Below are 25779 nucleotides of genomic sequence, written 5' to 3' on the forward strand. Positions count from 1 at the left end.
GCCCGGAGTTTGTGCAGTTCCGTTCCCGGCAAACTTCTTAGAGCCAGCGATGCTCTGAGGTCGCTACGCGTGCAGCCTCGGCGAAGCGGGCGAACCGTTCTCGCTCCACCGCGTCGTACGTTTCGGCGGCCACGGATGCTTCGAGCCGGTCGATCTGCGCCGCCACCGCTTCGGACTGCTCGGTGCGTTGCGCGCGGTAGCCCACCTCTTGCAGCAGTTGGTACAAACGCTCCACCACCCCGGGGTCGCTCGCGCCATAGCGGCGGGGCTGAGTCAGGGCGATGTCGAGCAGGTTGATGAAGTTGTGCGGCTTGATGATCACGCGCACGAGGTTGTCATCATCGGTGAGACCGCGAGACTGAATCTCAAGGTCGGCGATCGAGCACAGCGTCGCCGAAATGTGGCCGAGGGTATGCACGGCCGTCGTCGGGTCGTTGACTCCGGGGGAGAGGGCGCGTGCCGTGATATCGACGAGCTGGCGGATGCCAAAACCGATATCTTGGCTGGCCGTGCGCTCGTAGGCGAGGCTGACGGCACCGACCAACGCGCTGTTGATGGTGTCGCGGTCGTCGTCATCCAGGTGGCGCATCGGGTCACGCGGCCACCAGCGCAGCACGGGGGTGCCGCTGACCACGTGATGACCAACGGTGTGTTCTTCCCGCGCCACGATGTCGTATTTGATGGCGATTGTGAGTAGCCGAGAGCGGTCGCTAGAGCGAATAAACCCGGACCGCTTCGCGAGACTTAGCTCGATACGTTCAGCGGGCGGCCACTCGGGCAGTTCCGTTTCGCCGGTTGCCATGGTGGATGCCACGAGCTCGATGGTCTTACTAGTTTCGAGGTAGACCTGCCGCATCGTCGTCTCGATGCGCAGTTGCCGCGCGAGGTGCGCCAGGAACAGCGTGAGCATGACAACGCTCGCCAGGGTCAGGAGCGACGCCAACGTCACCGCAAGGCGCGGCACGATCGGGTCGATGCTGTCGTCGCCATCCTGAACCGTGCGCAACACCGTGAGTGCGTAGGCGAAGGTGCCGACGAACACCGAGAGAGTCCAGTGCACCGTCTGGTCTTTGAGGAAGGTGCGCAGCACGCGCGGGGAAGCCTGGCTGCTGGCTAGTTGGAGCGCGACGACGGTGAGCGAGAAAGTAAGGGAGGTCGCCGTGATCAGCGAACCCGAGATGGCGGAGAGCACGGCGCGCGCGCTTTCGGGGCCACCAGCAAACAGGATGCGTTCGAGGCCCACCGGTAACGACGAGTCAACGGCGCGGTCGATCAGGGGCAACACAATGCCCAAGATCACGGCGAGAAGAATGGAAATCGTGGGCAATGGCCACAGCTCAGCGGCGATCCCTTCGCGCACGGTGGCAATCCAGCGGCGCAGGGAATTGCGGCGTGCACTCTGTGTTGCCAGTTCGCTCATCACATCCCTCTCCAGTCGCCCTAGTTAATCACGTCAGGCTTCGTGTGGCGCGTGCCCCTAGGGTGGAACAACGCGAATGAAAGGAAATCACTCGATTGTTTGAATGGGTATCGTGGCTGGGGCTCGCTGTGGCCGTAGTGGTTGCGCTTGTCGCCGTCGTCATTGGCATCGGAGTGATCTCTCTCATCGTGAGAGGAATCTCACGTCTGCGGCCCGGGGTCTATAAGACTCTCGCTCAGTCGCGTCAGCGCTTGAGAGTGCTCATGGCGTTGCTCGCCGTGTGGGCAGCAATCTCTATCACGCTCCCGGTCGAAGATCTGAGTGACATCGTTAACCAAGTTTTCTTGATCGCGGTAATCGCGGCCAGCGGCTGGTTGCTCATCGCCATCATCAACGTGCTGCTCAACCGGACCATCGCCCGGTACCCCACCGACGTTCCCGACAACCGAGCTGCGCGTCGCGTGCGCACTCAAGTGCAACTGATCCGTCGCGTGCTCGCGGCCGTGATCGTCATCGTCACTATTGGTGCCATTCTTCTCACTCTTCCGGGGGCAGAAACTCTCGGCGCAAGTGTTCTCGCTTCAGCCGGCCTCGTCAGCGTCGTCGCCGGTATTGCTGCGCAGTCCGCTCTTGGCAACGTGTTCGCGGGAATGCAGCTTGCCTTCAGCGACGCCATCCGCGTGGACGACGTTGTGATCGCCGACGGTGAGTGGGGCCGCATCGAAGAAATCACCCTCACCTACATTGTTGTCAGCATCTGGGATCAGCGCCGCCTCGTGCTGCCTTCGACCTACTTCACGACCACGCCGTTCCAAAACTGGACCCGCAACGCCACCGAACTTCTCGGCGAGGTCAACTTCGACCTCGACTGGCGCGTCAACATCGACCAGATGCGCGAGCGCCTCAGCAAAGTTGTCGAGCGAACCGAGCTGTGGGACGGCCGCACGGCCAACATCCAAGTCGTGGATGCCAAGGGTGGTTTCGTTCGAGTGCGCGTGCTGATTAGCGCCGCCGACTCCGGCGCGCTCTGGGATCTGCGCACGCACGTTCGCGAAGAAATGGTCACGTGGTTGCAGGCCAAGAATCCGGCTGCGCTTCCTCGCACGCGAGTGCTCATGGTCGAGAATGAGGCAGCGGTGCGCACCAAGTCATCGCCAGCTTCGCAAAACCGCGGCCTCTTCAGCGGTAGCGCCGAAGCGGATGCTCGCCGTCAAGAATTCACGGGAGCGATTCCGGTTCAAGACAACGTGCCCGAGAACCTGATTGGCCCAGAAGAGACCGATGCCGATGAGGCTCAGTCGTCCACCGCCAAGCGCGTCATCAACGACTAGGAGTCATTCAGGATGCCCGGCCTCGACAACGTTGTCAGCTCCCCGCCACTCAGTTCACGCAGTTGGGGGCTGGTGCCCGCAGCGCTGTTGAGCGGATCGGCGGTGCTCCTGTTCTCACTGCGACTGCCACTGCTCGGCTATGTCGTGGTGGCATTGGCTCTCGCCGCCGCCTGGCTCACCGACCGCAACAAGCACACCGAGGGTCTCGCGAAAGACCTGCTCCTCATCGCGGTCGGCATGATCATCGTCTCCACGGTGTCGGTCGAAGCCGACATCAGCTGGGGCAACTTCTTCTTGCTCGGGTTTGTGCTGGCTGCAGCGGTTGCTGTGCCCTACGCGCTGTCTCGCTTCGTGTTCAAGGATCGCCTCATCCGGTTTCCGTGGCGGGGCGGCTGGCCGTGGAACCGCGTTCAGTGGGGCTACCTGTTTCTCGTGCTCTTTCTCGGTTGGCTCATTTTGCCGTTCTACTTCATCACGAGCGGTGTGTATCTCAACTGGCCGATCGTCACGACGCCCGATGAGATCGGTCGGCTTTTCGTCGGCGTGAACGCGGTCGGCACGTGGGATGAGCTGTTCTTCATCCTCACCGTCTTCGTGCTCTTCCGTCGACACTTCCCGGTGTGGCAGGCCAACCTGCTGCAGATGGTGATCTTCGTGGCGTTCCTGTGGGAACTCGGCTACCAGTCGTGGGGTCCGCTGCTCACTATCCCCTTCGCACTGCTGCAGGGCTGGATCTACTCGACCACGAAGTCGCTCGTCTACGTGCTGAGCGTGCACCTACTGTTTGACGCGGTCGTGTTCCTCGTCATCGTGCATGCCAGAAACCCCGGAGTGATCGGGTTCTTCCTGCTGTAGGAGGCGGTGCGGCGTGCTGTCGATCGGCGGGGCCGTCGCTCCGGCGAGGTTACTCTTTGCCGCCGGGAGGGCCTGCGATGAGCAGCACGACGTAGAGCAGAATGACCGCGCCGGCGATCAGCGCCACCAAGATATAGGGGTGGTTCAAGAACCAGCGCATTGTGCGGTCGATCCAACCAGCATCCCGCGGATGACCGGAGGCTTCTTTGCGCCAGTCGCCCTTCAGTCGACCCGAGCGTGCGAGCCACAGCTCCACCGGAATCGTGGCGTACGGAATGACCGCGCTACCGATAGTGAGAACGGCGGTGCCGACGCTCCACCGCTGGTTCACCGTCAACAACACGGCAGTGGCACCGTAGGCGAGGAAGACAAAACCATGGATGGCCCCACCGATCGACACCGCGACATCCAGCCCCGCCGTAGCGCGCAAGATGAGACCGGTGATGAGCAGAGTCCACGTGACTGCCTCAGCGAACGCGAGAACGCGGAACAGTGACTTGGGGGTCGCAAACATGAGGCTGAACTTTCAGTATTAGGCGTTGGCCATCAACGAGCTGATCGCGCTCGTGAAGAACGTGAGGCCGTCGGTGCCGGAACGCATTGCCGCGCGAGTGTCTGGACCAAAGCCAGGCTCGGTCGCGTGCTCGGGATGAGGCATAAGACCCACAACGTTGCCGCGAGCATTCGAGATGCCTGCAATGTCGTTCGCCGACCCGTTGGGGTTGACCTCGAGGTAGCGGAACACGACCTGGCCTTCGCCCTCAAGGCGATCAAGCGTTTCTTGGTCGGCAATGTAGCCGCCCTCACCGTTCTTCAACGGGATGATGATCTCTTCGTCTTCTTTGAAGCCGTTGCTCCAGGCGGTGTCGACATTCTCGACGCGCAGCTTCTGGTCGCGGCAGACGAAGTCGCCGTGATCGTTGCGCACGAGGCCGCCGGGAAGCAGGTGTGATTCCACCAAGATCTGGAAACCGTTGCAAATGCCCAGCACAGGCATTCCGGCGTTCGCGGCCGTGATGACCTCGCTCATGATGGGCGAGTGCGCTGCGATAGCACCGGCACGCAGGTAGTCGCCGTAGCTGAAACCGCCGGGCAGAACGATGGCATCCACGTTCTTGAGGTCGTGGTCGCCGTGCCACAGGGCTACCGGCTCACCGCCACCCAGTTTGACCGCACGCTGAGCGTCACGGTCGTCGAGCGAACCCGGAAAGGTGATGACTCCGACGCGCACTATGCGCCCTGAGCGTCGTCGGCGGGGCGAGCCTCGCCAACGTAAATGACGTCTTCGATGACGGTGTTGGCGAGGAGATCGTTGGCGATCTCGCGGGCCTCAGCCAGTAGCTCGTCAGTGATAGGGCCCTCAACGGTGAGCTCAAAACGCTTACCGATGCGCACCGCGCTGAACTCGCTCTTGTCGAGACGGACGAGGGCGCCGGCTACGGCCTTACCCTGAGGATCGAGGATTTCAGCCTTGGGCATTACCTCGACGACGATTATTGGCACCGAATCACTCCATGATTTCGCGCGGGCGGATTGCACCAAGTCTAGCGGAGGGTGGCGGTACGGCAGACTGTCCTCATGGACATCGACCGCGCAGTGCAATCCCGCATCGTTCGCACGCTCGTTGCGGGCCAAGTGCTCGCCGGGTTGGGCCTCGGAGCGACCGTGGCGGTGGGTGCGATTCTGGCCGCCGATCTTGGCGGCGAGGCGCTCTCGGGTGCGGCGGCGACATCCAGCACGCTCGGAGCTGCGCTCGTCTCTATTCCTCTGGCGCGGTTGGCCGCTCGCTGGGGTCGTCGCCCCGCGTTGGCGCTCGGGGCTGGCGTTGCCGCCGCAGGCTCGCTCATCACTGTCATTGCTGTCGGTGCCGGGTTCTTCCCACTCCTGATTCTGGGGTTTGCGATGCTGGGCGTCGGTACGGCGGTTGGCCTTCAGGCGCGCTTTGCCGCGACGGATGTTGCGGCTCCCCAGCACCGAGGCCGTGACCTCTCACTCGTGGTCTGGTCGACAACGATTGGCGCTGTGGCCGGCCCGAACCTCGTTGGTCCTGGTGAAGCGATAGCGCAGTGGCTGTCGCTGCCAACCAATACAGGCTCATTCGTTTTCGCGATTGCGGCGCAACTCGGCGCTGTCGCGCTCTACCTCGTGGCACTGCGCCCCGATCCTCTCGTTCTGGCTGGCAATAAGCCTGTCGAGCCGGCAGCTGCCGCGGATGCCGGAATCGTCCGCGGTCGTGGCCCACTCGTCTTCGCAATTGCTGCCATCGCCATTAGTCACGCAGTCATGGTGTCGATCATGGCGATGACGCCAGTGCACTTGCTCCATCACGGAGCGAGCCTCACCGTCATCGGCTTCACCATTAGCTTGCACATTGCCGGAATGTATTCGCTGTCACCCGTCTTCGGTTGGGCGAGTGACCGTTTCGGTCGCATCCCAACAATTCTTATCGGGCAGGCGCTCTTTGCGGCATCCGTGTTGGTCGTTGCGCTCGGTCAACTGAGCAACACCGCCGTTACTGTCGGACTGGTGTTGTTGGGTCTCGGCTGGAGCGCCTCAACGGTTGCTGGTTCGGCACTCGTTGCTGACCTCTCGACGGGAGCGATGCGGCTGCGTATTCAGGGTCGAAGCGACACCATCATGAGTCTTGCTGGGGCAGTGGGCGGCGGGTTCGCCGGGCCCATCCTGATCGTGGTCGGCTACGCCGGACTCGCGTGGGGCGCTGGCGTGCTCGTGCTCATTGTTACGGCGGCAGCGCTTGTGGTGTGGCGAGCCAAGCCCGTCACACCACCCGTGCCGCGTGATACTACTTCTGAAGTACAGCCTGCAGGTCAAACGTCAGAGTGATGTTCTCGCCAAGAAGAACACCACCGGTTTCGAGAGCAGCGTTGTAGTTGATGCCGAACTCGGTGCGGTTGATGACGGTGGTGGCGCTTGCCGCGGCAACAGTCTGGCCGTAGGGGTTGGTGGCGATGCCGCCAAATTCGCCCTTCAGCGTGACGGGCTTGGTGACGCCACGAAGTGTGAGGTCGCCCTCAATGGTGAGGTCGTCGCCATCGATGTCCATCGAAGTCGATGTGAACGTGGCGGTGGGGAACTCCTCCACGTTGAAGAAGTCGTTGGTGCGCAGGTGACCGTCGCGGTCGGGCTGGTTGGTGTTGATCGTCGCCATGTCGATGGTGGCGGAGATCGAGTTCTCGGCAGGCACTTCTGAGGTGACGATGGTGCCGGAGAAACCGTCGAAGGTTCCGCGAACCTTGCTGATCATGAGGTGCTTGACCGTGAACGCAACGGTGGAGTGCGTGGGGTCGAGCTGCCAGGTTCCGACAGCGAAGTTGGTGTGGGTGTCAAGAGAAGTAGTCATGTCTACGGGCAACTGTGACCGGTGTCTTCTTATTCCACGATTCGGTCAGAACTTCTCGGTAGGCTCGCACTATGGACACCACAGGACTCAACGAATTTCTTGAGCACAATGACTTCTCCGGCACTGTGTTGATCAAGCGCGGAAACGCCACCATTTTCGAGGCCACCACGGGCAAGGCCACTCAACGTTGGGATGTGCTGAACACGGCAGAGACCCGCTTCGATTCGAGTTCCATCACCAAACTCTTCACGAGCGTCGCTGTCCTTCAGCAGGTCGGCAAGAATGACCTCGACCTTGAGACATCCATTCACCACTATGTTGACCTGGCTGACACGGAAATCGATCCGGCCGTCACGCTGCTGCACGTGCTCACCCACACGAGCGGCATTGCGGATGACGTGGATGAAGAAGAGGGCGAAAGCTACGCCGACCTGTGGGCGGAGTTCCCCACCTACACAATTCTTGAGCCCGCCGACCAGCTCCCCACCTTCGTGAATAAGGAGTCGCTGGCGGAGCCCGGCGTCGAGTGTGTCTACACAAACGCGGGCTACGTGCTCGCCGGTCTGGCGCTCGAGAAGGTCACCAAGACCGACTACCGCCAATTCATTTTTGATGAGGTCTTCACGCCCGCGGGCATGGTCGACTCTGGCTTCTATGACCGTCGGGATGCCGCCCCGCGCGTTGCCGAGGGCTGGGACTACATCGACGGCCGTTGGGTTTCCAATATCTACAGCGCCCCGCCCATTGGTCTGCCCGATGGTGGAGCCCACGTCACTGCCGCCGACCTCATTCGCTTCATTCAGGCAGTGCGCAACGGTGAGCTTCTCGACACCGAATTTACGGAAGAGTTTCTCACCCCGCAGGTGCAGTACGACGAAGAGACCTGGTACGGCTTCGGGCTTGAGTTCGACATGAACGAAGACGGCACCGTGCGCAGCTACTTCGCAGACGGTGTGAGCCCGGGAGCCTCCGGAATTGTTCGCCACTACCTCGAGGCAGGTCTCGATGTTGTGGTGCTCTCGAACTCCGAAGAGGGTGCGTGGCCGGTTATCCGCGAAATCGACGAACGCCTCGGTGGGTAACACTCTTACGGGGCGAAGAGTCGCGTCTTCTTGCGGCCACCAGAAGACGCTAGGGCGCGGGCTGAGCTGGGCCCAGCGAAACGGGCGTCGCCGTCTCTGATGCGGTGCCTTTGAGCTCCACGAAAATCACGTGGGTGGGGCTGTCGCCGATGTTCTCTCCGGAGTGGCGTTGGGCGGGCAACCACATTGCCAGGCCCGTTGCCAACTCAACATCGCGATGGTTCTCGCCAGCGTGTAGGCGGCGGCGAAAATCGCTGAGAGTGATCATGACACTGTCGGGATGCTCGTGCGGTGTCGTGGTGTCGCCGGCCGCATCGATGTACTCAAGCACTCGTACGCGGTCATTCTCGAACACCACTGAGTAGTGTTCCGGATTCGTTGCTACAGGATCGGCGTCCATGGGAGACAGTGTGCGCCTCGAATGTCGCCTTGGCAAGCACTATTTTTCGCGCCGGCCGTTGCCCTGGTTCGCGGTGGTGCGCACGTGAATCGTGTTCGCCCACGGGTCATCGAAACTGAGGGTCTGACCATCGTGGCGTAACTGGATGCCGTGGTGCGTCATCCGTTCGCCAAGCGCTCCGAGGTCGTCGGCGCTCGGCACCGCAATGTCGACTTGGGCGAGACCGAGTGCGGGCAGCCGCGGACCAGCGCCGCTCGAATTCCAGGTGTTCATGGCCATGTGGTGGTGGTAGCCGCCGGCGCTGACAAACACGGCGCTTCCGGGGATCTCGGCGGTCGCTTCGAAGCCGAGTCGATTGACGTAAAACTCGCGCGCGGTGGCGATGTCACCGACTTGCAGGTGCACGTGGCCAATGCGGGCGCCACCGATGACAGGCTGATCGACGGCGGCTTCGGTGAGGTTCTCTTGCAAGAAGCCGTTGGGGTCGAGAAACAGTGTCGCCATTTCGACGGCGCCGTGGGTCCAGCTCCACTGGGTGCGGTCGCGATCCCAGTACAACTCGACGCCGTTGCCTTCCGGGTCAGTGAAGTAGAAGGCCTTGCTCACGAGGTGGTCGGCGCTGCCAGTGAAGGTCTTCGGATAGCGAGTGGCTACCGAATAAACGGATGCCGCCAGGGCTTCTTCGGTGTCGAACAGGATGGCCGTGTGGAACAGCCCGGCATCGCGGGGGCTCGCGTGCGTGAGGGCGGGCGAGTGCTTGAGGATGACCACGGGCGTGGTACCGCGACCGAGAACGACCGTATCGGAAGACTCGCTCAGCACGGTGAGGGCTACGGCATCCCGGTAGTACGCGGTGAGCGCATCGAGGTTCGCGACGCTGAGCGTCACTGCGCCCATAGCGGTGTCGGGTGCGAGCAGTTCGGTCATGATGCCTACAACCTTGCCGCCAACAGCGTTATTCCGGAAGAGCTTTCTGGCAGGAGGGGGTGCGGGCGAGCCTAAGCGGCCGCGCTCACGCCTTTGAGCTCCGCGAGTTCGCGCAGGCCAGCAGCTAAGCGCGAGACGCCCTCCTGGAAGATTTCATCGCGGCCGTTCGAGCCGTACATGACGCGAATGTAGCCTTCGCCAACCTCGCCGAACCAGTTGCCGGGCGAGACGCCGAGCTGCTGGGTGCTCACGAGGTGTTTAACGACCTCAAGAGAGGTGCCGAGCTCGGAGATGTTGACCCAGTGGTAGAAACCACCGGCAGGTAACGCCGCGCCAACACCCGGAATGCCCTGGAGTGCATCATGGATGGCGTGGCGGCGCTGGTCATAAATGGTGAACCATTCATCGGTGTAGGCCGGGTTCTCGTAGGCGGCGGCAACACCGTATTGAGCGAAGGTGTTGGTGGGGCCGACGTAGTTGAACGTCGCGATCTTGAGCAGCGGCATGATCTCGGCCGGGGCAACGAGGTAACCGACACGGAACCCGGTGAGCCCGAGGTCTTTCGAGGTGCCAAAGACGGTGAGGGTGCGTTCGCGCATTCCGGGCAGAGTCGCGAAGTTCACGTACTCTGCTCCGTCGTACACCTGGCGTTCGAAGTCCTGGTCGATGATCACGCCGAGGTCGAACTCTTCAGCCAACGCTGCGAGTTCCATCAGGTTCTCGCGGGTGTAGACGGTGCCGGTCGGGTTGTTGGGGTTGGTGATCACGATGGCGCGCGTGCGTTCCGTGATGCGCGAGCGGAACTCATCCATCCGCAGGGCGAAGCCATCTTCTTCGTACGTCGGAACTTGCACACACACCGCACCCATCTGGTGGATGTCGTTGATGTTCTCTGCGAAGCCGGGGCTTGTGACAAGAACCTCATCGCCCTGACCGGGACGGATGCAGATGCGAATCGAGAGGAAGAGGGTGAAGGCCGAGCTGGGGCCAACCATCAACTCCGTTTCGGGGTCGATCTCCATCCCGTTGAAGTCCCACAGCTTATTGACGAGCGCGGTCTTCAGGCGAGGCTCGGCGTACCCGTTGTCGAGCGAGTAGTGCGTTTTGCCGTCATCGAGGGCTTGCTTGGTGGCATCGATGACGTGATCCGGCAGGCACTTGTCTGGGGCAAAAGGATCCGCGCCCATCATCATGATCCGAGTCTCGGGATCGAGCCCTGCATAGAGGGAAAAATCGGGAGCGGCGAGGTCTCGCCACGAATCATCAATGCGCACGGAGCTTCTTTCTGTTGGAGCGGTTATTCGTCGATGTCGAGGATGTGACTGAGCGGCGACGTGTCTTCGATGCGGCCAAGGCTGATCATCGCTTCCACGCGCTGCAACCCGGGCACGGCTCCGAGTTTTTCGAGAAGTAGAGACTGCAGTTCGGCATGATCCTTCAAGCGGAACCGCGCCATCATGTCGTAAGTTCCGCTCAAAATCAGCACCTCGGTAAGCGAGGGGATCGCCCGAAGCGCTTCGATGACACTGGGCATGCGGGCATCTGAGGTGATCTTGATCGGGATGACGACCAGCATGGGGCGGCCCATGGCCGACCAGTCCATCTCGATGCTGCGGCGGCGGATGACGCCCGTGCGTTCGAGGCGCGCGACGCGCTCTCCGACACTGGGCGCCGACATGCCGACCAGGGCACCGAGGCTGCGAAGTGAAATGCTGGAGTCTTCGTGCAAGTGGCGGATGAGCTGGAGATCGACGGTGTCGAGGTCAACCGGCGGCGTGGTTGGTTGCAAAAGGTCCATGATCGTCGTCGAGGAGGCGATTGCGTCTTTTGTCGACTCCGCTGCGGCCTGGGCTGCGGCGTCAGTCATTGTTCGCGAACCCGTTGGCCTCAAGATTGTTGAGCAGGTCGAGCGTGAACTGGATGTGGGTGAGGTAGTCCTCGAGGTAGCCGTGTTCGTTGTAGCCGTGCATGTTTCCCTCCGGTCGCAACGTTCCGGTGGGCGAAATTAGGGGAGCCCCAAGATGTTCAAGGAAGAATGCTCCCGGTCCGGAACCCGTCATCACATCGTAGACGACAGGTTCTGCCTCAAAGGCTTGAGCGGCAGCCTCCAGAACAGAGACGGCAAACGGAGTATCTACCGGCGAGAACGCGGGCTGCATCGTGCGGATGAGCTCGACCTGGATGTCAGGCGCGGTGTCGCGGAGGAACGCCTTCACCGTCTCGAAGCAGGCGTGCGGGTCCATGCCGGGAACGAGCCCGAAGCGAACCTTCGCTGTGCCCTTCGCCGGAACACTGTGGCTCACGCTTGGGTCAATGTCGAAGCCCGAGAGGCTCATCGACGGGGTGAAGATGAAGCGCTCCTTCAGCTCTGCCGCGGGCAGATCCTTCAGAGGATTGACGCCCGGCAGGCTGATGGCGTCGCCGGGAAGCGAGAGCTCTTGCGTGCGCGCCTTGGCCGCGGCATCCGGGCGCAACGCAGAGTCCGTGAAACCGGGAACGGCGATGAGGCCGTCCTCGGTCGTGAGAGACGTGATCGCCCGCATCAACTCAAGCGGTGCGGAACGCAGAATCTGCGAATACGAGGGGTGCTGATTGGAAGCCAGGATGTTCAGGCTCAGGCTGATCTCCATGCCGCCACGGCATCCGAAGCCGACTGCGGGGCGACCGTCGTCTTCACGAAGGTAGCTCTCCCACAGCACGGCGTCGGCGCTGAGGCGTTCGGAATTCTCGGCCAACACCGTTTCGAGGCCGGGGCTACCGATCTCTTCACAGGGGTCGGCGAGGTAGATCATGCTGTACGGCAAGCCGCTGGGGTGATCCTCGATGAACAGTTCGAGCGCGCGCAGGCGGCTCGTGACATCGGCCTTGTCGTCACAGGCACCGCGGGCCCACATGGCGCCGTCGCGGATTTCTGATTCGAAGGGGCCGGAGATCCACTGGTCGAGGTCGCCGACAGGCTGCACGTCGTAGTGGTTGTAGAGCATGAGCGTTTTGTCGCTCGCTCCGGGGAAGTAGGCGACGACGACCGGCCCGTATTCAGGAATCTCGATGCGCTCGACGCGCTCGCTGAGCCGGCGAAGCTTCTGCTCCAACCAATCAGCGGCAGCTTCGATGGCAACGCGATCGCTTGCCACGGAGGGGAAGCGACAGAATTCCTGCCATTCGCGGATGCTCTGCTCACGCTCGGCATCAATACGGGGGTCGCGCACGATTAGACTCCTCGGGAAATGGCGACGGGGGTGAGCTCGTACGGGTAGTCCGTAATGCGCTCGGCGCCGTCCTCGGTGACGAGAACGATGTCTTCGAGACGAACTCCGCCGAAGCCTTGGCGGTAGCAGCCGGGCTCGATGGCGATCACGTCGCCGGCAACCAGCACGGCGTCGTTCTGGCCGAGGCCGGGAGCTTCATGAACTTCGAGGCCGATTCCGTGGCCGAGGCTGTGGAAGTAGCCCTCGTTGAGAACCTCACCCGGCTTCTTGGTGAGCTGCGTGGGGTAGCCGGCGTTGCTGATCGGCACGCACGAGATGCGGTGCAGTTCGGCAACGGGAAGACCGGGGCGGATGGCCGCGAGCGTGTTGTCGAACGCCTCCTTGACGATGCGCCAGTACGTTTCGAGCTCTTCGTTGATCTCGCCCTTGACGAAGGTGCGGGTCATGTCAGAGTTTCCACCGGACTCAGTGTCGCGGGGGCAAATGTCGACCGTGACGGGCTCGCCCTCGAAGATCTGGCCTGAGCCAGCGTGGTGGCCGATGCAGGTCTGCTCGCCGTGAGCCACGATGAGGCCCGCGTCTTCGCAACCGTTGCGCAAGAACGCGGCGCGGATGCCCGTCTTCAAGTCTTCACACGTGAGGGGCTTGCCGTCGAGCAGTAGTCCACCATCGGTATCGACCGTGGCGGCTTCCATCTGGGTGGCGACGTGGGCAACGCCCGCTTCGGCGGCGATCTGAGCGCGGCGCATTCCGGCGAGCTCTGCGGGGGACTTCACGCGGCGGCGCATCTCGAAGAGGTGGTTGTCGACGTTCAGTTCGATGCCAGCAGCACGCAAGTGATCGGCAACGCCGAGCGGGAAAGTGGAGGGGACGCTGGCGCTCGTGACGCCGGTGCGCTTGCATGCCTCAACCAAGCAGTTGAGTTCGGCGAGGTCGGGCCCCTGTCCCGCGGCGCGGAAGTCATCGAAACCAAGCTCTTCGAGAGGGAAGACGGTCATGTTGTCGACGTCGCGCATCCGGGCCGCTTCAAGCGACTTGATGGCGGTGTACCGCTTGCCATCAACCTCGATGTAGAGGAACGGATCGTGTACCTCGTGGGTGATTACGTGTCGCATATCTGCGGACAGCGTGCTCGAAAACATGAGGACTGGTGCGCTCGTCATCGTCTCTACTTCTTTCTCTGCTCGGTGGGGCTGGATGCCGTCATGGCGAAACCTTACGGCATCCCCACATGCGTAATGATAGGTCATGTGTCGGTTTTGTAAATTGTTTGTAAGGCGACTATCCAATACAACCTAACAACGAGATAACATTATGACACTTTACGTTAGGTCGCAGTTTCATGGCCCTAAAGTAAATCCAACGCCCGGAGCCACTCACTGCTGGCACCGTAGGCGCTCACTGCACAGGAGGAAGCATGAAGACATCACGTTTCGGGTTGGGCGCTGTTGCGTTCGCCTCGGCGGTCTCGCTCACTCTCGCCGGCTGCGCTAGCAGCGATGGCGGAGATTCAGGCGACGTCAACCAGATCATCACCACCAATGGAAGCGAGCCGCTGGGCCCGCTCGTCACCGTCGGCACCACCGAGACCGGTGGCGGAAAAATTCTGACGTCCATCTACGCGGGTCTGGTTTCGTACGAGGCAGACGGAAGCATCCGCAATGACGTCGCTGAGTCGATCGAGTCGGAAGATGGTCAGCACTGGACCGTCACTCTCAACGACGGTTGGACCTTCACCAACGGTGAGGCAGTAACCGCCAGTTCGTTCGTTGACGCGTGGAGCTACGGTGCGACGTTCAGCAACGCCCAGGCTTCGTCGTACTTCTTCGATGACATTGAGGGCTTCAGCTACGAAGCCGACTCAGAGCTGACTGGACTCAGCGTTGTCGATGACCTGACATTCGATGTCACTCTTGTTGCCCCTGAGGCTGACTGGCCTTTGCGTTTGGGCTACACGGCCTTCATGCCGTTGCCCTCGATCGCTTTCGAGGACATGGAAGCTTTCGGCGAAAACCCCGTCGGTAACGGTCCGTACATGCTGGATGGCGACGACGCGTGGGAGCACGATGTGCAGATCTCGCTCGTCACGAACCCTGACTACGACGGTGTGCGCACGCCTGCCAACGGTGGCGTCACCTTCAAGTTCTACACCTCACAGGATGCTGCCTACGCAGACGTTCTCGGTGGAAACCTTGACGTTCTCGATGCAGTTCCCGACAGTGCTTTCGGCATTTTCGAGGATGAGTTCGGCGACCGCGCCATCAACCAGCCGGCTGCCATCTTCCAGGCCTTCAACATTCCTTACTACCTCGATCACTTCAGTGGCGAGGAAGGAAAGCTGCGTCGTGCTGCTATTTCGATGTCGATCAACCGTGACGAGATCACTGACGTGATCTTCGAGGGAACCCGCACGCCGGCAACCGACTTCACGTCTCCCGTGATCGACGGTTACTCGAGCGATCTCGCCGGTGCTGACGTTCTTGACTACAACCCCGAAGAAGCGCAGAAGCTGTGGGCTGAAGCCGACGCGATCTCGCCCTTCGGCGACAGCACGTTCGACATTGCCTACAACGCAGACGGTGGACACCAAGGTTGGGTGGATGCTGTAGCTAACAGCATCAAGAACACTCTCGACATTGAGGCCGTCGGCAAGTCGTACCCCGACTTCAAGTCGTCGCTCGAAGACCGCGTTGCCGGAACCCTCACCGGTGCAACTCGCGCCGGATGGCAGGCCGACTACCCGTCGCTGTACAACTTCCTCGCACCGCTCTACCAGACCGGCGCTGGCTCGAACTATGAGGGCTACAGCAGCTCTGAGTTCGATGGTCTCCTGAAGGAGGGTGCCGCAGCGCAGACCGTTGACGATGCAACCGCCCTTTATCAGGATGCTCAGGAAGTGCTGCTCACGGACCTGCCCAGCATTCCGCTGTGGTACTCCAACGCCACTGGCGTCTCGGCTGACACTGTCGAGAGTGTTCAGTTCGGTTGGGATTCAGTTCCGCTGTACTACCAGATCACCAAGGGCTAATAGCTCTCACGTGAACTAGCACCAGGGATCAGCCCGGGTCGACTTCGGTCGGCCCGGGCTTTCTGGCGTGCGTCTAAACGGCACCCGTTGGTGTGGTGTTGCCGGCTTTTATCGTCGCAATGGTCTTTGCCCATACGTCAGGATCTCCAACCAGGTGGGGGAGGGAAATCCTGTCGGCGTAGTCGCCGTGGCGGGCCAACATGGCGCTCCCCACCTCCTGCGGCTCAGCTTCCACTGCGAAAAGCTCCAGCACGTCATCGCCTATGAGCTTGGTCATTCGGCTCCAGCGGTCTTTCGACTTCTCCACCGACAGCGCGTGGAGTCGATCGCCGAGGTCGCCCAAGTCGTGTGCTTCCCAGACAGGGCGGTAGCTGCGGGTGCTACCGTAGAAGGCGACCTGATATCGGACCTGCTCCCGATTTTTGACGAGCTCCTCTTCAGTGGCGCCCGTAACGAGGAAACCACCGGCCGTGATCGTGAAGTCATCACGCTTGCGACCGCCAGCGGCGAGCCCGCGTTCGATCGCGGGCATCATGACGGCATCTAGATAACCGCGGGTCCAGAACCCGTGGAGGACGATTCCATCCCCCACCTCGGCGCTGACCTCCGCCATGCGTGGGCCCACAGCGGCGAGCCAAATTGGCGGTGGTGCCGGCGTCCGAGTGTGCGGCACGAAGTATTCAGTCATGAGTGAGTGCTCGTAGAACTCTCCAGAGAACGCCAGTGGCGTGTCCTCGCGCCATGAATCCCAGATTGCCGTCGTCGCAAGCACAAACTCTCGCATGCGAGCGGTCGGCTTACTCCAGGGCATGGAGAAACGGCGGGTGATGTGCGCGCGGATCTGAGTGCCGAGACCAAGGTGAAAACGTCCGGCGGTGAGCTCTCCCAGTTCGTGGGCGGCATACGCAAGAGTCATGGGGGTTCGTGCGAACGCGACAGCAATCTTCGTTCCCAGGTCCATATCTCCCGAGTATTGGCTCGATACGGCGCATGCAACGAATGGATCCCCAGTCACTTCGGCGGCGAAGATGCCGTCAAAGTCGAGTTGCTGAGCCAGCAACGTGCTCTCTTTCGTTTGCCCAAGGCTGTTCAGATGGGTGTCGACCTTGAGGGCATTGCTCCGCCTACTGTCGCCACTTTCGTCGATGAGACCTCTTCGGTCGTTACGCCACCCCATGGTCTCTCACTTCCTCGTGAACCGTGTCGTGCGTCAAGCTGTCGGCCAGCCTCATGCTGAGCCTAGTGTCGCCTGTGGTCACCGTAACATCGCCACCGCCGATTTGTATACATTGCGCCAAATGGGCCACGTGGGCGTTGTCGAATCAAGGGGAGGGTGTGCGGTGCCATTTTTGGCAAAGTGCTGGCCGCGCTGCTGTTTCGGCCACAGTTGGCGCACGTCGGGAGTCACAAAAACCGTCATTGGTATACAAATCGCGTCAAATGGGCGCAATAACCTTGACTTAACGACGAAATACTCGAAGTATGTATACGAAACGCACCAAGCTGGTCCAATGGGGGGCTCGCTTTGACGGTCCATCAGCCCAGTCACGGCTGATTCCGGCTCCCTCAATGTTAATGACGACATCAGAGAAGGACTTACATGTTGAACATGGGAACAAAACCACGCCGGCGGATCATGGCGACGACAGTAGCAGTGGGGGTTGTTTCTGCGCTTGTGCTCACCGGCTGCTCCCGCGCCGACGCAGGAGGCAGAGAAGAAGCCACCGGCAGCGCACTGCCCGCCGGTTCATCAGCGGCCGATTTTCAAGAAGCGCTGAGCGACATGGCCGACACGACACTGGTCTTTCAATCGACTGTTTCGTCTGCCGACAGCCCCGACGCGGTATCAACGTTGGAGTTCATCGAGCGTGTCGATGAGTACTCGAGCGGCAAGATCACACTCGACGTTACCTGGGCGAATGGAATCGTGCCCAACGTGGTTGAGGTCGACAAGGCTCTCGCCGACGGCCGCATCGACATTGGGTACGCCTGGCCACAGTACAATGCCTCGGAGTACCCCGCCAACAACTTGCTCGTGAACTTGACCCTGCTCCGTGACCCGCAGATTGTGCCCGGCTACTACTCGATTATGGCGTCGCTGCAGCAGGAAGGCCTTCAGACTCCCGAGATAATGGAAGAGTACACAAAGCAGGGGATCACGCCCCTCACCGTCATGGGCGCCGACGGTCCATCCATCATCGCGTGTACTGAGCCTGTTCTCACCCTTGCCGACCTCGCGGGTAAGCAGATTCGCGCCGGCGGAGTCGCGCAGTCTCGTCAAATCGAAGAGCTGGGTGCAGTGCCGGTTTCGATGCCGTATACCGAGGTGTATGAAGCACTGCAGCGAGGGATACTTGACTGCTCGATGTCAGCTCATGCAATTGCTGTTATTGCCGGTCACACCGAGGTTGCTCCGTTCATCATGCACACCACTGCCGCGAGCTTCGTGTCGACTCCGTCGAACTTGTACGCCGGGCCGGTGTTCACGACGCTCCCCGTCGTGGCGCAGCAGCTCATCCTTGAATCGGTCGACATCATGCGGGGAGCGTCCATTGAGTCTGGCCTCAGTCGTATCGCTACTACTTTCGCTGATTCCGTCGCTGACAATGGCGGGGCCTTACTGGCCTTCGACCCCGAGGTCGACGCGAGACTTGCCGAGATCAACGAAGGTATCGTCCAGGATGCGATTGACTCGGACTTGCTCGATGGAGCATCGCTGGTACAGCGCATCGAGGCGGCGAACGTCGAATGGCTGGAAATCGGTACTGAGCTCGGTTATACCGAAGACGGTCCCGTCGAGGAATTCCCGGAGTGGTATATCGGTACCGACTCGGAGCCGTGGGCAAGCATGGTGAGCGAAATGATCACGCAGAAGCGGTTCAGCTAGAGCTGCCTGCGAGGGCTCGGTGCCACCTGGCCCCGAGCCCTCGCAACCCTCGAGGCTCGTCCGCGTGCCAACCCCTCACTACCCACCGACCCAAAGGAGCAACGACAACGATGTCCCAATCCGCAGCGTCGCCGCCGACAGTAGGCGGCATAATCATAAAACTCCCGGACAGGCCAGCGAAACGCTTCGCGCACCGGGCCACCTTCATACTTGAGGTGATTGCCTCGGCACTCATCTTCGTCATGATGCTGATCGTGCTGGTGAACGTGATTAGCCGCTACGCATTCGGTCAACCGATCCAGGGCACAAACGAACAGGTTGGATTCATCCTGCTCCCGGCAGTGGTATTCATCGGCTATGTCGTGGCCCAGGTGCGTGGCGCGACGATCGAAGCCGACATCGTCTACCAAAAGTTCCCGAGGCAGATTCGACGTGAAGTCCGGTTTGTCACTGGTATCTTCTCGATGATCGTCACTTTTGGCTTCGGCTGGTACGGCATGATCGAGGCAATTCACGCAAACGAAATTGGTAAGAGTGCCCCGGCAAGCGATGTTTTCATCGCCCCAATTTACTGGTTCGTGCCTGCCGCTTTTGCGGTGCTAGTTGTTCTGTTCGCCCTCGACGCCTTTCGCGCCATCCGGGGCCGTTTCGACAAAGAGGACTTCACCGAAGAAGCCCTTACAGATGCGGCGATAGGTTAGGACCCAGCTATGACTGATCAAAAGACCAGCGTGTTCGAGCCCGGTGTCGCCGTGGGTAGCACAGCTGTGGCGCAACAATTTACCAAAGAGAACCCGAGTCCCGGCCGCCTCTGGGCCTATCGGGTCGGCATTGCCCTTGCTCTCGCCGTCCCCCTGAGTGGCGTGTTCATTGCTCCAACTCGTGAGCTCGTCGGACTCTCCGCGATTTTACTGATGTTCGTTTTGATGCTCATGAGAATCCCCATCGCTTTCGCGCTGGCGATACCTGGGCTCCTCGGTGTTTACTCGCTCAACGGGATTGCCGCGCTGGCAAATCTACTTAAGGGAGAGCCTCTTATCGCGGCCTCACAGTGGGCACTGAGCGTGCTGCCGATGTTCGTGCTGATGGGGCTGTTGCTGTGGCAGTCAGGAATCACGACCAAGATGTACGAAACTGCGCGCAACTGGTTGGGCTGGCTGCCCGGCGGCTTGGGCGTCGGCACGAACATGGCAGGCGCAGGACTGGCTGCTGTATCGGGGTCGACCATGGGCACGACGTATGCGCTGGCCCGCATTGGAATCCCTGAGATGCTCAAGGCCGGGTATGGGAAGCCGATCGCTATCGGTTCGGTTATCGTAGCCGGACTTCCCGGGCAGCTAATTCCGCCCAGTATCTTCCTTGTGGTCGTTGCCGGACTTCTTGAGAACCCTGTGGGCCCTCAGCTGATGGCGGGGCTCATTCCGGGCATTACGGTGGCACTCCTCTTCTCTCTGATGATCGTCGTCTTTTCTGTGTTCATCCCGAAGTGGGCTGGCCGCGGAGCAACGGCCGCGGTGAGGCCGACCATTAGCTGGAGCGGGCGTTGGCGTTCGCTAGCCGATATCTGGCCGGTAGCTGTGCTCATCTTGGTCGTTCTCGGCGGCATGTTCATGGGCGTGTTTACCGCCACCGAGGCAGGAGCCGCGGGCGCGTTTGGTGCACTCATCTTTTGTGTGTGGTTCCAGCGCAAGAACAAGCCGTTGGCAAAGGTCGGAACCTCGGCCGTGGAGACGGTCAGCAGCGTGGGTTCCATCTTCTTGATGATCGCTGGCGCGCACATACTCGGCTCGCTGGTTGCCGTCTCAGGTCTGGGGAGATTGTTCTCCGATTTTGTCTCGAACACCGGGATGGGGCGCGTTGAATTCCTGATCCTCGTCATGTTCATCTACATCCTCTTGGGCATGTTCATGGATCCGCTCGCGATTTTGCTGACGACCATTCCCATTCTGATGCCTGTACTAAATCAGCTCGGTGTTGACCCACTCTGGTTTGGCGTCTTCGCCGTCTTCATGGGTGAGCTCGCGATTCTCACACCGCCAGTGGGCATGCTGAGTTTTGTGATCCACAAGATCGTTCAGGATCCGGCGGTCAATCTGGGCCAGCATTTCAAGCTGACGGACGTGTTCAAGGCCGTGATGCTGTTCCTGCCGATGGCGATCATCGTGGTTCTCATCTGGATCTTCTTCCCAGAGATTGTTACCTGGTTGCCTAACCAGATGTAGAGAAGCCCCACAACGAACAAAGACCGTACGCACCCGCGTACGGTCTTTGTTTTATGCAGTGACTGCGCGCATCACGGGATGCGCGGAACGAAGAACGGGATCACTTCCCCGCCACGATCCACGCTGGACTTGTCGAACGCGACCCTCATCCGCGCCCCCTCCGGCAGGAGCGAATCCACTTCGCCAAACCGGGTCCACCACCATGGGCCCTCATCCAATCGGACGATTCCGACGAAGTCGCGGCTCGGTACGCCGCCCGCCCCGCGAATGTGGATGATGGATGAACTGACGACGGTGGCGTACCCCGATGCCGCAAACTGTTCGATCCGGTCCGGATCCATGTGTGGGGTTTCTTGCACGTCAAGCACTCGGCCCGTTTCTCGATCACGGGTGAGTAGGAACACATCGCGGCTCAAGGCTTCAAAGAAGTCTGATGATGCGGCGTCGCGAATTACGATGGGATGGTTCATCTGTGCCTCCTAGTTAGTTCCGAGGATGAGGGTCGAGTGGTGGTCGAGGATCCCGCCGTTGCCCGAAACCAGAACCCGGTCGTGAGAGACGGACTGCCGCTCGCCTGCTTGCCCCCGTGCCTGGATGATGCCCTCTGAGAGTGGCGTCATCCCCCACATGTAGTAGGAGGAGAGTTGTCCGCCGCCCGTGTTGAGCGCGAGATGACCGCCAGGGCCGAGCATTCCGGGCTCCGATACAAACGCCCCGCCCTCACCTTTGTCGCAGAAGCCATAATCTTCGAGGCTGACGAGCACCGTGTAGGTGTAGCAATCGTAGAGTTCAACTACGTCGATCTCGTCAAGGTTCGTGCGTGCCATTTCGAGCGCTCTGCGGCCAGATTGTGCGGCCCCGGTCACAAGTCCGAAGCTATCGTTGCGCCGCCCTGTCGAGCCAGGATGGCCTTGGCCCCAGCCGAGGACTTCCACCGGAGGTTGCTTGAGTGATCGTGCTCGCTCGGCCGACGTGACAATTACGGCGATGCCGCCATTGGAGACTAGGCAGCAGTCGAAGAGGTGGAACGGCTCCGCGATCCACCGCGAGGCGTGATACTCCTCGAGGCTGAGGGGCGTTCTGAATTGGGCGTGCGGGTTAAGTTCTGCCCATCGCCGCTGAGCTACGGCGATAGCCGCGAAGTCGTCGTTAGTGGTGCCGTACGCGTTCATGTGGCGCTGTGCTGCTAGGGCGTACATGGTCGTCGGTGAGGTGATGCCGCTCGCGGCCGTTAACCCTGGCCAGCCCGTTAAGGTCGGGGCCACTTTGTTGTAGGACGCCCCCGAGCTTGCTCCGCTGACGAGCGGAGCGTCCGCCCACACACAGGCGACTGTCGTCGCCGTACCCGACATTATGGCCATCGCAGCGTGCTGAATCATTTGGCCGGCGGTAGAGCCAAAGGCTTGCATCTTCGTGAGGAGACGGAGATCCTTGAGTTGCAGGTCAGTTTGGAGTGAGAGGCCGACTGAGTCGTCGAGCCCACCGGAGACAATGAGCCCGTCGATATCTCCGAGGTTGAGGCCGGCGTCGACGGTGGCCGCGCGCACCGCCTCGCCCGCAAAATCCCGAGCAGTGGACCCGTAGACCTTGCCGAGAGGGGTCATGCCCAGGCCGACGATCGTCGGGTTCAGAGCCCTGCGGGAGCCGTTCATCGTCCGGTCCATTCTGGCTCGCGCTTCTCGACGAAAGCCCTCAAGCCTTCGCCGGAGTCGTGACTCTTTCTGAGCCTCGCCATCTCATCGTTCGATCGTGCCCAGTAACTTGACTCCTCGATGGCGGTGCCTTGGCTGATCGCTTTTGCGATTCTCTTGCTGGCCTGAACTGACAGAGGGGAATTCGCAGAAATTCGCTGAGCAAGCGCAAGCGCGTTCGGCATCAGGTCCTTCGCCGGCACCACGGTGTTGATGAGGCCAAGGCGTAACGCCGTGTCAGCTTTCATCGATTCACCGGTGAGGATCGCCTCCATGGCCACCTTGCGTGGTATCTGCTGAGGGAGGCGAAAGGCACCTCCCGCGGCCGCCAAGATTCCTCTTCGCACCTCGGGCAGCCCGAATGTGGCGTGTTCAGCAGCCACGGCAAGGTCGCTCGCTAGAACGAGTTCAGTGCCTCCGCCGAGCGCGTAGCCGTTCACCGCCGCGATGATCGGCTTAGAAATCTCGTGATGGGCGAAGCCCCCGAAACCCCAGACCTCAAGCCGTGGGTCGCGGGGAAGTCCTACATCGGCGGATGCTTCTTTGAGGTCAGCCCCCACACAGAAACTCTGCTCGCCCGCTCCGGTAATGATGACAGCTCGCACGGCAGGATCGTCGTCAGCGAAGTCGAGCGCGATGCCGATTCCCAGCGCCATTCCCTGGGTGATCGCGTTGTGTGCTTCGGGGCGGTTCAGCGTCACGACGAGGGTGTGACCCTCCACCCGGGTGACTACCAAGCCACCGCTTGCGGTGTGTATCTGTTCGCTGGCGCTGATCATTCGTACTCTCCTCGTTCGCCGGCCTGATCATCGTGACGACGAGTCAGGGAGATGATTGTTGGCTCGGGGTGGGGGAGTGCCGCGGTTCGGCTCCCAAATCGACGGGGAAGTTGGCAATGTCGCGGAGACTTTCCTCGCTGACATCCGCGAGATTCCTAGGCTCCCAGCGCGCCGCTCGTTTTTCGAGGAGCGTCGCGGTGACACCTTCGGCTAGGTCGCTGCGCGCACTGAGACCAACCATGTAGCGAAACTCCTGCTGCAAACACCCCCAGAGATCTAGATCGGCGGCGGATCGAATCGCGGAGAAGGTGGCTTTCACTGCAAACGGCGATGCAACACGTATTTTTTCAGCCGCGCTGATGGCAGTACCTGACGAGCTCGCATCGAGGCGATTGAGCATATCCTCAACACTGTCAGCGTTGTACCAGTACTCGGCCATCACGCTTTGCTCTGCCACGGTGGCCGCAGGCGCCGGGGAAGCAAACCTATTAATGACGTCCTGGACGGTGCTTTCACCGCGGGCAGAGAGCGCGGAGACAAGGCTGTCGAGTGCGGAATGCGGCACGTAATCGTCGGCGAGGCCACAAAATAGGGCATCCGCTGCATCCATGGTTGAGGATGTGAGAGCCCAGTGCATTCCCCATCCGTGTCGTACACGCGCGAGGTGGTAACTCATTCCCGCATCAGGGGTAAGCCCGATTTTGGTCTCGGGCATCGCCAGGCGAGAGCGTTCCGTAACGATGCGGTGCGATGCATGCCCAGCGAGACCGAAGCCTCCGCCCATCACGATGCCGTCCATCAAAGCCACCACGGGTTTGGGGTAGGTGGCGATCAGAAAATCTAGCGCGTACTCCGCTCGCAGGAAGTGATGGTCGCCCTCGCCCTCGCTCGCACCGTCTGATCGTAAGTCCCCTCCAGCGCAAAACCCTCGGTCGCCGGCGCCGCGGAGCACCACGAGCTTAACCGCCGGGTCCGAACGCCACAGCGTAAGTGCGGTCATCAACTGGGAGACGAGATTCAGATCCAGCGCGTTGATTCGGTGAGGGCGATTAAGGGTGGCTATTCCTACGTCGCCTGAGACCTCGAGAAGAAGGCTTCGGTCGTGTGTCACATCGAACCCCGCATTCTTTGGCCGAGTCGGATTGCTCATCGGCGAGACCCACGACTCTTCGAGAAGGCGAGCACATCATGCGCGGGCAGACGTGACATCCAAAGCTCTCAAGATGGGCTTTCGTATGCAATTATCGTCAATGAAGCAAATATCGTCAACTAAAACGAGCGCAATTTGATCCAATTGTATGCATTAGCGTCAACCCGGTCTGATCATCACGAGAGCGATTCAGGCCCTGCGGGCCGCAATAACAGAGTAGGCGTTGAGCGAAAGCCCGAGGCGTTTCTTGCCGCTCTTAGCCCGTGGTCGAATCTCCACCGAGAAACGCTTCGGCGGCACCAGACCGAACGAAGTCCATGTGCATCTCAGTTTGCAGGAGTGCCGACGCAATATAGAACCCAGCAAGGTTCTCCCAGCCAGCAGTCCACGTAAGTCGGGAAGCGACCTCCCAGACCGTTGACTCACCGTTCGTCGCGAGAGCATCCGCAACTTCCTTCGTGCGTCTGAGGTGGTGAGCCGCCATTGACTCGGAACGTTTCGCTAAGCCGCGGAAGCGATATTCGTGGCCAGGGGCCGCTTCGCACCCGTCTAGCTCGGCTGTGCGGCGCAGTCCCTTGAGGTACGCAGCCATAGGATTCTCCTGGCTTTTCCCACCGAGCCCCAACCCCGGATGGATCCGGGGCAGGACATGGTCGCCGGTGAACACGAGCGAGGCTTCGGGATCGTGAAAGCACAGGTGTCCGGTGGTGTGACCGCCGGTGTGCATCGCGCGAATGTGACGTCCCGGTATTGCGAGTTCTTCCCCGTCAGCGAGCAGCACATCGGGCGTCGGGGCGAGTGGCGGCTTGGCACCCTCCAGCTGGCTCAGCTCACGGAGTTGTGCGGCGGGGATACCCCAAGACCCGAGGTCCCAGCGTTTATCGCGACCGGCTGCAGCGGCAACGGATGCAGTGAACTCATCGGCGCCCACCATCAGCGATGCGCCAGTAGCATCACGGAGTTGCTCCACCTGCCCGGAGTGGTCGGGATGCAAATGCGTCACCACGATCGACTGGATTTGCGAGAGGTCGGAGCCGATCTCCGGGAGGAAAGACTCGAGCCGGAGCGCATTTTCTTTCGTTCCCCAACCCGGGTCGATTACATGCAGGCTGTCATCGGAGCCGACGATCACGTAGCAAAAGCTGTATCGCAAGTGTGGGCCAGGCATTTCCATTGTCACCGACCAGACTCCATCGGCTACTCGATCGGGAGCGGGAAGCTGCCCGTCAGCGATCGCGCTGGCTTGTGTCGGACTGACGGGGGCGGGAGCGTGCGCTGAGGAAGGCCTGACCATAACGTCAGCATATCTGAAATGTATACATTGAACCCTCGCGGTGTTTCGTGTGGTAGAGCCAGTCCCTACCGAATGGTCTATTCCCGAATTGAATCTGGGAGTGTGCTGGCGGCCTTGACCTAGAGTGCACTCCAACTCTTAGA

Annotated in this window: 25 protein-coding genes; 8 read left to right on the forward strand and 17 right to left on the reverse strand. The window is 60.9% G+C overall.

The window, feature by feature from the left end; genetic code table 11:
• Positions 1 to 37: 37 nt before the first annotated feature.
• A complete protein-coding gene (locus I6E74_RS02405) occupies positions 38 to 1420 on the reverse strand; it encodes a DUF2254 domain-containing protein (RefSeq protein WP_197122680.1) in 1383 nt (460 codons plus the stop codon).
• Positions 1421 to 1515: 95 nt separating this feature from the next.
• Between I6E74_RS02405 and I6E74_RS02410 the strand changes: the two genes are divergently transcribed.
• Both I6E74_RS02410 and I6E74_RS02415 read left to right on the forward strand, forming a co-directional pair.
• Entirely contained in the window at positions 1516 to 2751 is a 1236-nt protein-coding gene (locus tag I6E74_RS02410; protein ID WP_197122681.1) for a mechanosensitive ion channel family protein, read from the forward strand.
• Positions 2752 to 2763: 12 nt separating this feature from the next.
• Entirely contained in the window at positions 2764 to 3606 is an 843-nt protein-coding gene (locus I6E74_RS02415; protein WP_197122682.1) for a type II CAAX prenyl endopeptidase Rce1 family protein, read from the forward strand.
• A gap of 49 nt (positions 3607 to 3655) precedes the next feature.
• Here I6E74_RS02415 and I6E74_RS02420 read toward each other — a convergent pair whose 3' ends face one another.
• The 3 genes from I6E74_RS02420 to purS are packed head-to-tail and all read right to left on the reverse strand — an operon-like array spanning position 3656 to position 5109.
• Entirely contained in the window at positions 3656 to 4120 is a 465-nt protein-coding gene (locus I6E74_RS02420) for a DUF3817 domain-containing protein (RefSeq protein ID WP_197122683.1), read from the reverse strand.
• Positions 4121 to 4138: 18 nt separating this feature from the next.
• Positions 4139 to 4837, reverse strand: a complete 699-nt coding sequence (purQ, locus tag I6E74_RS02425) for a phosphoribosylformylglycinamidine synthase subunit PurQ (protein ID WP_197122684.1) — start codon at positions 4835 to 4837, stop codon at positions 4139 to 4141.
• On the reverse strand, positions 4837 to 5109 hold the full coding sequence (purS, locus tag I6E74_RS02430; protein WP_010204162.1) for a phosphoribosylformylglycinamidine synthase subunit PurS: 273 nt from the start codon (positions 5107 to 5109) through the stop codon (positions 4837 to 4839). Before purS ends, purQ begins: the two co-directional genes overlap by 1 nt.
• Positions 5110 to 5184: 75 nt before the next feature.
• On the opposite strand from purS, the gene I6E74_RS02435 reads away from it, so the two are divergent.
• Positions 5185 to 6450, forward strand: coding sequence for an MFS transporter (locus I6E74_RS02435; RefSeq protein ID WP_231601103.1), 1266 nt, complete (start codon positions 5185 to 5187; stop codon positions 6448 to 6450).
• On the opposite strand, the gene I6E74_RS02440 is transcribed toward I6E74_RS02435, so the two are convergent.
• Positions 6410 to 6967 carry a YceI family protein gene (locus tag I6E74_RS02440; protein WP_197122685.1) on the reverse strand — a complete coding sequence of 186 codons (558 nt, stop codon included), beginning with the start codon at positions 6965 to 6967 and terminating at the stop codon, positions 6410 to 6412. The genes I6E74_RS02435 and I6E74_RS02440 overlap by 41 nt on opposite strands.
• A 71-nt stretch (positions 6968 to 7038) precedes the next feature.
• Here I6E74_RS02440 and I6E74_RS02445 point away from each other — a divergent pair, with 71 nt between their 5' ends.
• Positions 7039 to 8049: a serine hydrolase gene (locus tag I6E74_RS02445; RefSeq protein ID WP_197122686.1), complete on the forward strand. Its 1011-nt coding sequence runs from the start codon at positions 7039 to 7041 to the stop codon at positions 8047 to 8049.
• Positions 8050 to 8098: 49 nt separating this feature from the next.
• Here I6E74_RS02445 and I6E74_RS02450 read toward each other — a convergent pair whose 3' ends face one another.
• From I6E74_RS02450 to I6E74_RS02475, 6 genes are all read right to left on the reverse strand, one after another.
• Complete coding sequence (locus I6E74_RS02450; protein WP_197122687.1) at positions 8099 to 8449, reverse strand: cytoplasmic protein; 351 nt, start codon at positions 8447 to 8449, stop codon at positions 8099 to 8101.
• A 39-nt stretch (positions 8450 to 8488) separates the two neighbouring features.
• Positions 8489 to 9376: a VOC family protein gene (locus I6E74_RS02455; RefSeq protein WP_197122689.1), complete on the reverse strand. Its 888-nt coding sequence runs from the start codon at positions 9374 to 9376 to the stop codon at positions 8489 to 8491.
• 71 nt (positions 9377 to 9447) lie between these two features.
• Complete coding sequence (locus tag I6E74_RS02460) at positions 9448 to 10650, reverse strand: pyridoxal phosphate-dependent aminotransferase (RefSeq protein WP_197122691.1); 1203 nt, start codon at positions 10648 to 10650, stop codon at positions 9448 to 9450.
• A gap of 23 nt (positions 10651 to 10673) precedes the next feature.
• The gene (locus tag I6E74_RS02465; protein ID WP_197122693.1) at positions 10674 to 11243 is read right to left on the reverse strand and encodes an Lrp/AsnC family transcriptional regulator; all 570 of its coding nucleotides are present in this window, start codon (positions 11241 to 11243) and stop codon (positions 10674 to 10676) included.
• Entirely contained in the window at positions 11236 to 12585 is a 1350-nt protein-coding gene (locus tag I6E74_RS02470) for a M20/M25/M40 family metallo-hydrolase (RefSeq protein WP_197122695.1), read from the reverse strand. The genes I6E74_RS02465 and I6E74_RS02470 overlap by 8 nt, the downstream gene beginning before the upstream one ends.
• 2 nt (positions 12586 to 12587) lie before the next feature.
• Positions 12588 to 13748 (reverse strand): Xaa-Pro peptidase family protein, encoded by a 1161-nt coding sequence (locus tag I6E74_RS02475; RefSeq protein ID WP_197122697.1) that lies wholly within the window; start codon positions 13746 to 13748, stop codon positions 12588 to 12590.
• A gap of 254 nt (positions 13749 to 14002) precedes the next feature.
• On the opposite strand from I6E74_RS02475, the gene I6E74_RS02480 reads away from it, so the two are divergent.
• On the forward strand, positions 14003 to 15613 hold the full coding sequence (locus tag I6E74_RS02480; RefSeq protein WP_197122699.1) for an ABC transporter substrate-binding protein: 1611 nt from the start codon (positions 14003 to 14005) through the stop codon (positions 15611 to 15613).
• 73 nt (positions 15614 to 15686) lie between these two features.
• Here the strand turns inward: I6E74_RS02480 and I6E74_RS02485 are convergent, their stop codons facing one another.
• Positions 15687 to 16790 (reverse strand): TIGR03617 family F420-dependent LLM class oxidoreductase, encoded by a 1104-nt coding sequence (locus I6E74_RS02485; protein WP_197122701.1) that lies wholly within the window; start codon positions 16788 to 16790, stop codon positions 15687 to 15689.
• A 459-nt stretch (positions 16791 to 17249) separates the two neighbouring features.
• On the opposite strand from I6E74_RS02485, the gene dctP reads away from it, so the two are divergent.
• The 3 genes from dctP (at position 17250) to I6E74_RS02500 (ending at position 20722) form a co-directional block, all read left to right on the forward strand.
• Positions 17250 to 18500, forward strand: a complete 1251-nt coding sequence (gene dctP, locus I6E74_RS02490) for a TRAP transporter substrate-binding protein DctP (protein WP_197122703.1) — start codon at positions 17250 to 17252, stop codon at positions 18498 to 18500.
• A gap of 110 nt (positions 18501 to 18610) precedes the next feature.
• Positions 18611 to 19201, forward strand: coding sequence for a TRAP transporter small permease (locus I6E74_RS02495; protein WP_197122705.1), 591 nt, complete (start codon positions 18611 to 18613; stop codon positions 19199 to 19201).
• A gap of 9 nt (positions 19202 to 19210) precedes the next feature.
• On the forward strand, positions 19211 to 20722 hold the full coding sequence (locus tag I6E74_RS02500; protein ID WP_197122707.1) for a TRAP transporter large permease: 1512 nt from the start codon (positions 19211 to 19213) through the stop codon (positions 20720 to 20722).
• Positions 20723 to 20793: 71 nt separating this feature from the next.
• Here I6E74_RS02500 and I6E74_RS02505 read toward each other — a convergent pair whose 3' ends face one another.
• The 5 genes from I6E74_RS02505 to I6E74_RS02525 all read right to left on the reverse strand — a co-directional run bounded on the left by I6E74_RS02505 (position 20794) and on the right by I6E74_RS02525 (position 25636).
• Positions 20794 to 21192 carry a Zn-ribbon domain-containing OB-fold protein gene (locus I6E74_RS02505; RefSeq protein WP_197122709.1) on the reverse strand — a complete coding sequence of 133 codons (399 nt, stop codon included), beginning with the start codon at positions 21190 to 21192 and terminating at the stop codon, positions 20794 to 20796.
• A gap of 9 nt (positions 21193 to 21201) precedes the next feature.
• On the reverse strand, positions 21202 to 22374 hold the full coding sequence (locus tag I6E74_RS02510) for a thiolase family protein (RefSeq protein ID WP_197122711.1): 1173 nt from the start codon (positions 22372 to 22374) through the stop codon (positions 21202 to 21204).
• The gene (locus I6E74_RS02515) at positions 22371 to 23192 is read right to left on the reverse strand and encodes an enoyl-CoA hydratase-related protein (RefSeq protein WP_197122713.1); all 822 of its coding nucleotides are present in this window, start codon (positions 23190 to 23192) and stop codon (positions 22371 to 22373) included. The genes I6E74_RS02510 and I6E74_RS02515 overlap by 4 nt, the downstream gene beginning before the upstream one ends.
• Before the next feature lie 43 nt (positions 23193 to 23235).
• Complete coding sequence (locus tag I6E74_RS02520) at positions 23236 to 24342, reverse strand: enoyl-CoA hydratase/isomerase family protein (protein WP_231601104.1); 1107 nt, start codon at positions 24340 to 24342, stop codon at positions 23236 to 23238.
• A gap of 256 nt (positions 24343 to 24598) precedes the next feature.
• The gene (locus I6E74_RS02525; protein WP_197122717.1) at positions 24599 to 25636 is read right to left on the reverse strand and encodes an MBL fold metallo-hydrolase; all 1038 of its coding nucleotides are present in this window, start codon (positions 25634 to 25636) and stop codon (positions 24599 to 24601) included.
• Positions 25637 to 25779: the final 143 nt, after the last annotated feature.

Source organism: Salinibacterium sp. SWN139, assembly GCF_015864625.1.
Classification (GTDB): domain Bacteria; phylum Actinomycetota; class Actinomycetes; order Actinomycetales; family Microbacteriaceae; genus Rhodoglobus.